Annotated in this window: 10 protein-coding genes and 1 pseudogene; 1 reads left to right on the forward strand and 10 read right to left on the reverse strand. The window is 62.6% G+C overall.

Translation table 11 applies throughout. The annotated features are described in order from the left end of the window. Positions 1-590, reverse strand: a pseudogene (locus AC5Y5O_RS24885) (hypothetical protein); the annotation flags it as partial. After that, positions 591-1,997 (reverse strand): AAA family ATPase, encoded by a 1,407-nt coding sequence (locus tag AC5Y5O_RS24890; RefSeq protein ID WP_036474292.1) that lies wholly within the window; start codon positions 1,995-1,997, stop codon positions 591-593. It abuts the pseudogene before it with no gap. Between the two features lie 221 nt (positions 1,998-2,218). Here AC5Y5O_RS24890 and AC5Y5O_RS24895 point away from each other — a divergent pair, with 221 nt between their 5' ends. After that, positions 2,219-3,067 carry a hypothetical protein gene (locus tag AC5Y5O_RS24895; RefSeq protein WP_036474260.1) on the forward strand — a complete coding sequence of 283 codons (849 nt, stop codon included), beginning with the start codon at positions 2,219-2,221 and terminating at the stop codon, positions 3,065-3,067. Between the two features lie 434 nt (positions 3,068-3,501). On the opposite strand, the gene AC5Y5O_RS24900 is transcribed toward AC5Y5O_RS24895, so the two are convergent. From AC5Y5O_RS24900 to AC5Y5O_RS24935, 8 genes are all read right to left on the reverse strand, one after another. Further along, positions 3,502-3,897 (reverse strand): hypothetical protein, encoded by a 396-nt coding sequence (locus tag AC5Y5O_RS24900; protein WP_036474258.1) that lies wholly within the window; start codon positions 3,895-3,897, stop codon positions 3,502-3,504. Next, a complete protein-coding gene (locus tag AC5Y5O_RS24905) occupies positions 3,894-6,407 on the reverse strand; it encodes an integrase (RefSeq protein WP_239723510.1) in 2,514 nt (837 codons plus the stop codon). The genes AC5Y5O_RS24900 and AC5Y5O_RS24905 overlap by 4 nt, the downstream gene beginning before the upstream one ends. Next, positions 6,383-8,209 carry a site-specific integrase gene (locus tag AC5Y5O_RS24910; protein ID WP_232232271.1) on the reverse strand — a complete coding sequence of 609 codons (1,827 nt, stop codon included), beginning with the start codon at positions 8,207-8,209 and terminating at the stop codon, positions 6,383-6,385. Before AC5Y5O_RS24910 ends, AC5Y5O_RS24905 begins: the two co-directional genes overlap by 25 nt. A 58-nt stretch (positions 8,210-8,267) precedes the next feature. Next, positions 8,268-9,569, reverse strand: a complete 1,302-nt coding sequence (locus tag AC5Y5O_RS24915; RefSeq protein WP_239723508.1) for a tyrosine-type recombinase/integrase — start codon at positions 9,567-9,569, stop codon at positions 8,268-8,270. Beyond that, positions 9,569-10,393 (reverse strand): DUF4226 domain-containing protein, encoded by an 825-nt coding sequence (locus AC5Y5O_RS24920; protein ID WP_082811612.1) that lies wholly within the window; start codon positions 10,391-10,393, stop codon positions 9,569-9,571. The genes AC5Y5O_RS24915 and AC5Y5O_RS24920 overlap by 1 nt, the downstream gene beginning before the upstream one ends. Positions 10,394-10,597: 204 nt before the next feature. Then, complete coding sequence (locus AC5Y5O_RS24925) at positions 10,598-10,939, reverse strand: hypothetical protein (RefSeq protein WP_061559529.1); 342 nt, start codon at positions 10,937-10,939, stop codon at positions 10,598-10,600. 508 nt (positions 10,940-11,447) lie between these two features. After that, the gene (locus tag AC5Y5O_RS24930) at positions 11,448-12,449 is read right to left on the reverse strand and encodes a DUF4226 domain-containing protein (protein ID WP_061559532.1); all 1,002 of its coding nucleotides are present in this window, start codon (positions 12,447-12,449) and stop codon (positions 11,448-11,450) included. 109 nt (positions 12,450-12,558) lie between these two features. After that, positions 12,559-12,786, reverse strand: a complete 228-nt coding sequence (locus AC5Y5O_RS24935) for a helix-turn-helix domain-containing protein (protein WP_061559533.1) — start codon at positions 12,784-12,786, stop codon at positions 12,559-12,561. Between the last annotated feature and the right edge of the window lie 22 nt (positions 12,787-12,808).

Here is a 12,808-nt window from a genome sequence, read left to right on the forward strand (position 1 = left end):
CGGTCGTTGCGCGGTGGGATCGAGGTGTAGTGGAGCTTTTCAGCACATGACGCGCAGAGCGTTTTGCGCCAGTGGCCGCGCCGTTGCGCCACACCGGGTTCACCGCATCGTTCGCACGTAACGGCGGACATGCGTTCGGCTTCGCCGATGATGTCGCAGAACGCCTCCCGCAGTTCGGTGCTCGGCTCGCTGGGTGCGCAGTAGTAGCGCAGGGTGCCGAATTTCTCTTTGACTTGGTGTGCGACGTAGTCGGGGTCGATCGCGGTGAGGCGGTCGTCGAGAGTGGCCACGATCGGATACCAGCCCGCGTCGTGGCTGATCCAACGCCCCCAGCCGTCGGGGATTCTGCGTAGGATCCGGTCCAGCGCTGCGGCATACGGGCCAGCGTCGGGCGGCATGTGCAGGGAGTTGAGCAGCGTGTCCTGGTCGATGTCATCCGGTCGCAGGTGCGTGAGCGCGCAGTGTGTGTCTTCCCGTGTCGCGCTGTCGTCGCGCACGCGGGCGGATATTTCGCTCAGGTCGGATGTCTCGGGCTGCCCAGGTGTCTTCTGCGTGTGGGTGAGTTCGGGGATGTCGTTGTCCTTGCTCATCTAGAGGTACATCCCTTCCGGAATCGTTGGGCGGTAGCGTCCGCTGCCTACCTCGGCCAGAAGCGTTGCCGTAGTGACGTGTCCGCCGTCACCGCCGTCGCCAGCCAGGACGGCGCGGCGCACGATTTCGCGGATGTCGCTGCCGCTGGTGTTCGCAGGCAGGGCGGCCGTCACCGCCGCGGTGTCCACCGTCTGGCTACCGGGCAGGTCGTGGATCAGTGCTGCCAGGATGCGGGCAGCGTCGGTCTGGTTGGGGTAGCTGACTTCGACGATGGAGTCAAAGCGCCCGGTGCGGATGGCGGCCTTGTCCAGGGTGGCGGCGTCGTTGGTGGAGGCCAGTGTCAGGATGCGGGCATCCGGTCCGATGTCCATGGCCCCCAACAACTCCGACAACCCTGCATCGCCGGTGCTGCGGTCCCGGCACCACAGGTCGACGTCCTCAAGGATGAGCAGGATCGGGCCGCCGAGGTGCTGGGCTTCCTCCACGACGGCGCCCAGCAGTTGGGTGCCGGCTTTGGCCTCGACGTAGATGACGGTGAATTCCCCGACGACCTCGCGGGCCACGACCGCGCACACGGCTGACTTGCCGGTACCGGGCGGACCGCAGAGCAGCACACCACGCCGGGCACCGAGGCTGTGGGTGTTGAGCAGGTCGTGGCGGTCGCGCACGGCGCTGACACTCAGATCCACTTCGGCCCACACCTGGTCGGCGACGATGACGTTGTCCCGCGTTGCGGTCGAGGGCAAATCGATGACGGTCAAGGTGAGCCCGGCGGTGTGGGTGGCGCGCACCGCGCGGCCTCGGTACGGGTTGAGTTTGTTGGCGCGGTCGGCGAGGCGGTCGAGCACCGCGCGGGCGCGGTCCTGGTGCTCCGGCGTCACGTAGGCGCTCACTTCGGCCGATTGCAGGATGCTTTGGCGCCCCTGGAGGGCGATGACACAGCCGGTGTCGGCTAGCAGCGTTCCGGCGGGAAAGTGCACCCGCACACTGAGCGGGTGGCGGTAGCGTTGGTCGCCGATCTCGGTTTGGGTCCACTTGGGCGGGCTGGTGTCCTCGCCCGGACCGATCTCGCAAGCGTGGGTGTGCTCCTGGATCCATTCGGCCAGCGCCAGCGCGAAGGTGAACCGCGACACCGGGTTAAGGTCGCGTTCCTCATCGACCAGGTGCCCGCAGTCCGCCACCCCCAGGCAGCGGGCGGTGAACCGCTCGGCGCTCTCGGCCGGCTCGGCGCGGTCGCGTTCGGTGACGCCGAGGAGCAGCTCACCCAGGGCGCGCAGCGCGGGCCGCGCACTATACTCAAGGCCGTCGAGCCACCCGTGGACGTCGGTGATGGGTCGGCGATGGGCGTCAGCGCCGTCGGCCTGCTCGGTGGTCACATCGGTCAGTTCGTCGTTCGTTAGGTTCATCGCCTCATTCGTCATTTCCGGGAAAAGGGCAGCCGAACAGAATCGCACCCCGCCGGGCTCATAGTCAACTTGGTTTTCCCACGTCCGCTGATTGGCCTTGCCGCGCAACCAGATCAGCACTTCCCACTCGGGCCCTACGCGAGAGTTCCCTGACGCACCCACGTCGCCTGCTGCATAAAATTCGTGCGACACGACACCGCGCTCATGACATCCTCGACGGCATGGATCAGGAACCCGAGGAGCTCTATGTCACCGACTTCTCCACCACTCCCGGGGCCGCCGAGTACCGGGAGCAGCTCGAGCGTGCCCGCACCGAGGCGCGGCGGCGCTACCGCGACCACCTGGCGACGGTGTTCGACCTGCAGGGCGCCCCTGAACCCGAGGTGCTCGCCGACGTGGCCCTTGATGCGCTCACCGTCTGGCGCTACGTCGACAGCGGCGAGCGCTGCCGGTGCGGGTGTCACCCACGGCTACCCGAAACCGATCTGCACGACTACGGATTCGCCTGCACCTGTGCCCGCACCCGCCAGGATCGACGCCGCACCTGGGAGCAATGGCGCAACAACATCCAAGCCTTTTGGGAATCCCCTGAGGGCCAACAGATCACGGCCGACGAACGGGCCGCTGAAGCTGGCCTGCAGACCTGGCTAGCGGGGCAACAGGGGGTCACCGTGGGTAGCCATGGCGGCTTGTTCCCGGAGCAGTGGGACGGAGATGTGGACGGGCACAACTTCTACTTCCGCGAGCGCCACGGCGAGTGGCGCATCGAACTCGACGTTCGGCCCAGCGGCCGCTTCGTCCGCACGCTCGCCGGCACCCATAGCGACGGCACACCCCAATACGGGCAAAAAGAACTCGAACAGGGCGACATCATCGCTCACGGCACCATTGATGACGACGGCTACGGCGCCACACCTGTTGAGCGGGCACAGTTCATCATTGACACCATCCGGATCCATCTGGCCCGCCAGATATGCACGCTGCATCACGACGATTTGTCCTCCATCGAAGCGTTGCTCGGAAGCCCGATCACCTGGTGCCCTTCTTGCGGAACCCGGCTGCCGACATGAGGCAAGTAACGGTTCAGTCCTAAGCCGACGAACACCGCTCCACGGGCACGCTCTCGACGGGTCACCTTTCCCACACGAAATACCGCACGAGCAAGCGAGTTCGCCGTGAACGTACTACACCGCGATCGAGGGCAGCCGGCACTGCACGTTTAGCCAGATCAACGCGCTGACCACAGGCAGCGCATGCTCCCACGCAAGGTCGACTAGCAGTTAGCTGGGGGTCAACCGCCCGACCAGCGCTCGCCCCCCTATCCGTCACCATGGCCCCCTCCCGGCCGCACACCGCGCACTCCACATGCCACCAGCTATGCCATTTCTGTTCGAGGGGGGAATCCACCAAGCTCTTTGGCGTACAAGGCACTTCGCCGGTTCAGTAGCAGTGCGATCCCCCGTGCGTTCCTGTTTCGGATATCGACGAAAAGTCCTCAACATAGTTATCGGTGCGGTCGTTGATCCCGCTGCCTGGCGATTGCGACAACGCGATCGGCGCCGCGCCCGTCGCGATCCTCTAACTGTCGGTACAGTTCTGCGACGACCAGCGCGAGCCCCTGGGCGACGCGTTCTGCGTCGGTGCGCCTGTCTCTTTCGTCAGCGAGTTGTCGTGTCAGCCGCGCAACGGCTGCTTCGCTGGACGTCGGCAGCTCGTGAGCATCTGCTTGTGCGACTTTGCGGGTCCACTCCGCGATGAGATCAGGTTGGCGGTACAGGGTGGCGCGGCCGATGCCGGCTTCTAGCGCGAGGTTCGTCCGTGTCAGCCGTCCATCCGTGAATTGAGGTGCTCCCGAGAGCAGCCGTTCCATGGCTGAGCGGATGTTGTCGCGGCTACTCATCGCTGTTCACGGTCAGCATCAACATTCGCACTGTGGAGGACCTGCTCGACCTCAGCGAGCCGTTCGGAAAGTGATTGCAGCCGTGGGGGGCTGAGCCGATTGTCGGCGATTGTGGACTTCAGCATTTGAAGTTCGCCGATCCAGACAGGCAGGTGTTCGGGGCCGACAACCGAGTTCGGGCAGCGCGTGGGCTGGCACAAGCCCAGTAGTGGCCCTTGGGTGTCGCGCGCGGCGGTGCGTCGGCACAGTGCAGTCTCCTCGTCGTACAGACATGCGTTAGCGGGTCCGAACCGGATTACGGGAGCGATTTTCTTCAGCAGGACCGCGAGCTGCGAGTCGGAGATTAGTAGCTCTGGGCTACTCGATGCCGCGGTGGACGTGGATTCGTCGACGATGGCGTCGGTGAGGCGTGCACCGCCGCGCCCGGCCAGCGGATGGTTGCTTTGCCGCGCTTGCTTGATCATGTCGATCATATGTGCGTGATTCTCTTCAGACCTGTTGGTATCAAGCAGGTTTGACCACGCCGGGTCGGGTGCCATGTAGTCGGCGGTGACGTTGGAGTAGCCGTAGCTGATGACATGCTTGAGTTGCTGACTCATAGCGAGTTCGTTACCGCCGAGTTCGCGGCCGATGCACGCGGTGGTGCGCCGCAACGCCCGTGACGTGATCGGCGAGCCATGCGGGATCGGCGCCAGTCCGCTGCGCTCTCCGGTGGCCGCGAAGTGCTCCAGCAGGAACTCGAGTTCATGAGCGGGTCGGATGCCGGGTTCGGCATCTTCGTGAGGCCCGTTAACGAACTTCGCGAATAGGTATTCTGGATGGGCGCTGAGTCGTTCGAGCACGCGGATCGCCGTTGCGGCCTCCTCGACAATCCACCAGTGCGCCGTCGTTTCGGCTCGCCGACCCTTGTAGGTGCTGGATTTGATCGCTTGCACGCCGTAGTGCGTCGTGATCGATCCGCGCTTGATGGCTTGAAGTTCGCTATCGCGCATCATCGTCATCGCGGCGATGAAGACGTAGCAGGCCGCTCGGAGCGCGCGAAGCTCGCACCGGGCTTCGTAGTCAGACATCGATTCGCGCCACGGCACGTGGCGGCCATCGGGTTGCTCTACCAAGGCGAAGTCGACGCAGTCTCGCAGGGTACTCATCGCTCCGTGATCCGCGAGGAAGGTGCGGCCCGATTGCGCGGCCGTAAGGATCAGATTTCGACGGCGATAGCCTCGTTTCCAGGGCCCCAACGTGTAATGCTTGCTCGTCTTGTTGCCGTACAGCAGGTATTCCATCATCGACCAGTTGATGTCGTCGGCGGTGATTTCCTGACCTGTGCGACCGTCGCCGCCCGCGCGAAGGGCGACCAGGTTCTGGGGATCGTCGATCCAGGTTTGCAGGATCCTGTCAGCTTCGCAGGCCCTCGGCCCGCCCGCGGTGCATCGGATCCCGGCCAACTCAGAGGCCCGTCTTTTCAGGAGCGCGCCCAAGGCAGCGCCGTTTATCCGCTCGGCTCGCACGTCCCCGTCGGCGATCGCGTCACGAACAGTCTGTCGCCGAATCTGGCCTATCGAGCCTTGGCCAAGCTGAAAAACTCGCGTTATGTGATCGCCGGTCACCAGGCGGGACAACTGTTCCCAATTGGGTTCGAGGTCTCCATGCCACTTCTTCATGGGTATGACGGCCTCCGGCGACTCCAGATATCCCTCAATCAGGTTGTCGTATGTGTGGCGTCGTCGCCAGTGTCCCCGCACCCGCTCTTGCAGCGCGCAGCGATGGCTGTCCCGCAAGCCCACGATGTCATCGGCGAAGACACTGATGTAGGTCCAGCAGGCGCCGATCAGCGGGATCCACCGGTCGGGTGTCATCACTTCGGTGGCACCTTCACGGGCCTGCTTGGCGATCACATGCGCAGGACGGCCGTTCCATGGGTCGGATGCGATGCCGCCGCCGGTCAGAATCGGCGACAGCACAACCAAGTCTCTGACGGCGTTGATCAGGTTGCGCACCGTTCCGCGCTTGGCTCCCTTGGCCATTTCGGCGTTCACCATGGAGATCCAGTCTTTGCGGCTCCACGCGGTGATGTCGTCAGGCAGGCCCTTCTGGATCTGCCATGCGGCGGCCGTTTTGTACGACACGACGCGGCCTTGAGCATGAAAGATGGCGAACGTGCGACTTCCAAACGACACCGAGCGAGCCAACAGTCGGGGGTCCGCGGGATTCAACAGGGCCATCGCGACCTCACGACTTCTCAGCGACCACGCCGGATGGCTGGGGAACGTGATGCATGCCGCGCCGCGCCGAACATTGGGCCGCCGCGGAATAACACCGTCGGGGTTCCACACCTGATCTCCGAAAGTCGCAGACCGCACTCCCTCAAGCCGATCCGGCCTCGACAGAAACACTTCTTCAGTGTCCGAGTACAACTCGGAGACAAGGCGGTTCGCACCCGAATTGCCGTCTATGCCCCGCGCGCCATTCGCGGCGGTAGCGGAAGTCATTCGGCGCCTCGCTGCAACCATGAGGGAAGGTCGGTACGAGCCTGAGCCATCCGCTGACGCGCGGCTTCGCGGACACTTTCGGGCAGCGACTCGATCAGCGCCACGGCCGCGTCGTACTGAGCGCCCCAAATAGCTATCCACTCTTCGGGATTCATTGATCTCCGGATGTTGTCCATCGCTTCGACCAGCGCCAAAACGTTGGGAAGATGGTCGGTAAAAACCACGGCGTTCTCGCACACCAAACATGACAGCGGCGCTGACCCACACAACTTGCCTCGGACGGTGAACGGCGAGTCAAACGGATCGCGACAGTCAACCACGCCCATATCAAACTCACCCGATCTCAAGCTGCGGGCGTGCGATAGTTCAATCGGCAGCGCCTCAGTGAGGGCAGTCAAAGGAACCTCCGCACGCGGCTTCAGAAAGGCCGTGAAACCAGATGTGACCGCATCGGCGAGGGACCGCTGAAATCGTGAAACCACCGAGGCCGAATACACTTTCAACGACGTGGTGTGCGCGTAGTGGGTGTAAAAAACCCGCGTCGTGTGCTCGTCTCCGGCAATGTCGGCGAACATTCCTTGCAGGCCGATCGCGCGCTCGCTGAGCTTCGCCTTTCGGATTCTCCGTAGATCATGCGGCAGGGAAACTTCACCGACTTCATGCACCCCGCCCACTCGTTGGAGCCAATATCCCAAGCTGGTCGTCGCCGACGCCTGACGTAATTGTCTTGGGAGATAACGGCATTCAGCATCGGGGCGCTGCCAGTTAACCGATAGCCATAACTCGCCGCTGATCTGCCCTGACGCCAGAGCACGGGCAGTTCTCGTATGCTCCAGCAGCGACTCCAACACGCCAGAAACGCTCCACCCGCCGCCTTGCGAGACCGGGAAGAACCGCCCCTTCGAGCGCCCGGCGCGCGGTTTATTCGTCTGCAGCCTGACACCATCAGCTTGCCACTCGATATCGGAGATCCGCAGTGACGAAATCTCATCTGCAGCAATGCCTGTCGTGGCCAGAAGCAGCACGCGAAATGGTGTCAGATCAACGGTGGCCGGCATGACCGCTCGCACACACCACCCCTTCGCCGACGGCCCCGAGTTCGCAAGAGCACTTGGCGGCCGATATAGCGACCACGCCTCTGCCGGAAAGTGCGCGAGCATCTCGGTGTTGTCCAGTGCCCCCGAGACAACAACGGGACTGCCCGATGTAGCCATGGCCAGCATCTCGGCAACAGTTCGCTGCGCCATGTCGGTGATACCGTCGTGCTCATTGGCTTCGATCAATTTCGCAGCCCAGTCCCTGATGGCTCTTAACGCCCGAATATGCGCACGGGCCGCCAGAACCATTCGCTGCAGCTCGGCTTTGCCGAACTCATCAAGCGGCCGGTCCACCGGCCGCTTGATCAGCGCCGGCCCGAGCGCCAACGCGCACAGCACACCATCCGTTACGACACCATCGGAGACCGCCGAAGCCAACTGTGCTTGGACAATGTTCGTCAGCCGATACGGGACCTTCGACGTTGCACCGTACTTGCCTAACAAGGATTTCGACCACGCAGACAACGTCGTCACGACTGCCTCCGGGGTTTCGTTCAGGCTGACGTGTGAATATCCCTGTGCCACAACAAAATTTAAGTAGCGGTCCGAAGCTTGCCAGTGGGCGTATACCGCTGATCGCGACAATCCGGTTGCCATATGTGCCCACTGATCAGCCAGCTGAGCAGCCAGCCGCTTGCAGCGATAGTTGTCGGGATTAATCTCGCACAGGCTTGCTTGACCAAACTTATCAAGCACCACGACGCGGCGAATACCGACCGCGGGCACCCGCGCATCCGCTATCGACTGTGCTCGATGCGCGCCGAATCGGTCCAGCGCCCGACGCTCATTTCGCCGCGGCACGGTCGTCGTTCGCGTCGACGGCAGAATCAGGCGCCGCGGCGGCAACAGCTATGTCGATATCCTCGACATAGCGCAGATACCTCAGCGTTTGAGCCGATGTTGCGTGCCCCAACAGTTCTTGCAGGTCGATTAAGGGATCACGCAACGGCGGTCCATCGCCAAAAGTGGACTGCCCCTGCGCCTTTGCACGCGCCTGATGCGCAGCCCGAAGGTAATTGATAGCAAAGGTGTGTCGCAGGTCGTGTGGCGTCACCTTGCGCACCTGTCTGTCGGCTGGGTACCGGCGAAGAAGCTGTTCACTTGTTGCGGTGAAGACGCCTTCCCACCCTGAACGGGTCATCCCCAGCCCGCGGCTGTCGCTAAGGAAAAGGCACAAGGGCTCGACGATTCGGTCTGCACTGACGATCACTGCCTTGAGCCGCATCTCCACCGGAACTTGGTGCAGTAGGTATTGGCGGCGCCGTCCTCGCCACAGCCCCCAGACGCGCCGGGTGCCGGGATCGAAATACTCCACCATAAAGCAGCCGTCGAGTTGCCCGGCTAGGGAGCGCTGATGCCTCAGCACTACATTTGGACGCTCGAGTTTGCGATACTTGCGAATCGCCGTCAACGCATAATTTGGGATAATTGCGTTTCTATTAATTTCATACTTAGTAATAGACTCCATCTCGACAACCATCGCATGCTTGAGCAGTTGGCCGTTATCGATATCCAATGTGAGTAAGCTCGCTAATTCTTGTATCCGCAGACCCGTCGACACTAGCGTCTTGAAGGCAGCGATATTTCGTTCTCGCGCTGACCGAACAGATGCGCCGGCTGACCGGCAGCCCGCCTCTTCAAGCCACTTGTCGTACAGATAACCGTCGACGTGTCGAACTTTCGAATGACGAATCCGATTCGTGGACAGATTGTCTCGCCCAACTTTGGAGAACTTTTTTACCGGGCTCTGCCGCAAGCGGCCAGATTCGACCGCCCAGCTATAGAACTGCCGCAACGCAGTCGCCTCCACGCGAAACGCGTACTGAGAAATTGGCTGTGCAGCGGTTTGCGTACGATAAACGCGATAAGCGGACAAATCTTTCTGCGTCGCATCGAGCAGTGACCTAGCGCCCCGAAACTCTAAAAAATCGCACAATCGCGCAAACACGCGCGCATACTGGGCCGAAGTGCTCCTAGCCGAATAACTCCTCGCGACGAAGAATCCAAGGATCTCTTCCACAGGAAACCCGTCCTGGTCGACCACAACGGGAAAGCCATCAGCCACCCGCTGCTCAGAGTCCGACACTAAGCGAGTGCTGCGTGGAAAGCGCGTCTCAGCATCAACGAGGCCTGCAGAAGATCCCCACACGACGAAATAAGCCCGATCGCCCAAAGCCGATCAACTTTCTGAAGAGACAATGTCTTGAGCCAACATAACCAGTAACCAAACCGCTGGTCACCAATAAATGTGTTTCTGGGATCAATGGCGACCTGCGGTTGATCGGCATAGTCCGATGTGCCCTTTGAATCCACAAGTCGGACATGATTATCCAGCTCATCGGCGCCCCCGCGGTCCTTGTCGCCGTCGGTGCCCGGCCCATCGGCGGGCGCACTGGGGACGCCGTCGCGCCGATAGCCGCCCGAACCGTTCTTGATCGACACTGCCAGCTCGTGGCTGTCTTGCTGCGAAGTCTGCAACACCGCTTTGGCCCGCGCGACCTGCTCCTGCAGGTAAGCGGCCAGCTCTTGCCGGCCTGCCGGACTGTTCTCGCTACGGGCGATCATCGCCACCCCTGCGCGGGTCTCGGCGATAAGGTTGTCCATGCTCGTGGCCCCGCTGGCAGCAACGTGGCTCACGTTGGTCAGGGCCGGGACCGTCCGGTCATCGGCGACAACGGTATTGCCCAGCGCACGAACCTCGCTCGCATTGCGTCGCCCATAGGTTGAGGCCGCCACACCGACCCAACCGGCAGCGGCAGCGCCGCCCACTGCCAGCACACCCTGGCGGCCAGCGACCAACGCCGGCGCCGATGACCATCCACCGGCATTAACTGGCGACACCCCAAACAGTCTCCGGCCATCACTTAGCGCACGTCCAGCCGCAGCCACCAGCTCATCCAACGAGGTCATGGCAGGCAGTATCACCTAAACCCGCCCCAGGCGGCTATCACCACCGCCAACTTCGCTACTCAGACCGGTTTGCTGTACACGCGCCTAACGGCCACTGGGACACAGTATCTGGGCCTCAGCTAGTTGGCTCCCGGACTCGGGTGGCCGGCGCGAATGTGAGTCCGACGCGCCTCAACATTGCCCAGATCCGGGCTGCGCGCCGCCTCATCGACCCAGTCTTTCTCGATCTTCCCCCGTATCGCTGCGAGGCGGCGCCACGGCATGCGACGGCAACCACAGGTTCATCGTCAGCTTGGACTGTTGGTTAGCGCTCGTCGCCGTCATTTCGACCGCGGCGACCCATCCCCCATCCGATCGGCGGAGCCAGGCGATCTGCCGGGCGGGCATCAAAGGCTCGAGTAACAGCCCGCACGCTTTCACCCACAAAGGCAATTTGTCTTTACGGATGCCGCTCACCGGAAATATCCGACCCACGTCGACCTGCACCGCTCGGTCCACTGCAAATAGTGTCGGGAACTCCGCCGATCGTTCCCAGGAGTCGAACATACGTGCGATCTTGCCAGACTGTGCACCCGACGTCCAACGGGTTAGCTGGCTCTGCGGGAGCCGGCCATTATGTCCTGGACCTCCGCCAGTCTGTCGTCGACAGCTTGCACGAGAAGCCCTGCCAGGAATGGGCTGTCGTGGTGAGAATTCGCCAAGATCGTGTCACGCATGCTCGTTAGGTCGTTGATGATCGTGGTGAGTCGACTGGTGTCGATAGCGTCGGTTTTGACGCTATCCATTGCGATCCCAGTCAATTGGATCGCATGATTCAGTAACCGCTCCACGGTGAGCGCCTTTCCAGCGCTTGCTTTTCTACTTACATTAAGGCCTTGCTTGCGCTTAGGCGCTGGTCGTGTGACACCGATTTCGATGGGTTTGCAGCCGCGCCGGTCGCGTGCCGAAGTTGGAGCCGTTGGCCGCATAGACCCTCGTCCGGGTTTCGACGGCGCTGAACAAACACACCGTGCCATAGGCCTTTTCGTCGCGCTGCAGAAAAGCCCGTGCTCCGTTAGTGGCCACCTTGCGGCAAGGTGGGCGGCCCAAGAGGGCCATACGGCCTATACGGTTCAGGAGTTAAGTCGCCGTGCCACATGTAAATCCCCGAGCCGGGAACGTACTCGTCGTAACCGTACGGCGGCAGATCACCAGCCCACCCCGGCGGATAGAACTTCGCGCCCGGAAAAGACGACTGCGGCACCCACACCCCCGAATTCGGCCCCAGCTCGACATAGGAATCGGGATTGCCGTGCTCATCGGCCACCGTGGCGGGCCCCAGCGCCCCCGGCGGAAGCGTTTTGTAGCCGGGAATCTCATCAGACCTCACGAAATAGTGCGGAACCTGATCCGGATCCTTCGTCCTGTCAAAAACATCCACCCACGGCGGCGAATCAGGAAAGTTCGGCGGACCCAACCCACCCTTGCCGGCGCCGTACGGCATATGGTGCTTATCGCCGGGCTTCCACTTCTGCGAATCCAGCGGTACCGCAGGCGGAGCATCCTTAGCGTGACCGCCACCAGTCCCATAGCCAGCGCTTTGGATGGCGCCGGCAATTTCACCACCTCGCTGCTGGAAGTTCTGCACCAGCCCCTTGGCTCGGTCCAGCTGGCCCTGCAAGTAACTGGCCAGCTGTTGCTTTCCTGCGGTGCTTCGCGTGCTCGGGGCCAGGGCAGTAACCCCGGCACGAGTCTGAGCGATCAGAGCGTCCATGCGGTGGGCCCCCTCGGCCGCGCTGCGCCCCGCTTCGCCGAGCGCTGGACTTACCCGACCATCGGCGGCCAGTGTGGTGTTGAATGCCTGCACCTGGTCGGCGTTGGTGGTCATGTAGGTCCCTGCTGCCCCACCATGCCAGCCAGCTGCCGCGGCCTGGCCAACTTGAGCTACCCCCTGCCGACCAACCACCAACTGCTGCATCGAGGGCAACGATCCCCCGACAGGCGCGGACCCGAACAGCCCGCGCGCAGCACTGAGTGCCCGGCTTGTTTCGGCCACCAGCGCATCGAGCGACGACATAGCCGCCAGTATCGCGTACTCACGGCTGGCTGCGCCAACATCACCAACGACTTCACTCGCTGGTGTGCGCTCAAAGTGACCAGGACAGCGGAGGCCCGACCGGCAGCCGTCAGATGTCGCGGGTCAGAGAACTGACGGTTGTGCCCATCGCATAAGCAACTTTGGCCAGGAAGACGACAGTGGGGCTACGCAGGCCCTGTTCGACGCGGGCCATAAAAGAGCGGTCGACCTTGGCCGCCGCAGCCAGGTCACGTTGACTCAACCCCAATTCGGTGCGCCGCTCAAGAATGCGGCCACCGACAGATGCAAGCACCTTTGCTTCGTCCACTTCTGACACTTGCCGCCCCTCCCGTGGTGGC

It is taken from the genome of Mycobacterium sp. NGS40, from assembly GCF_059812735.1.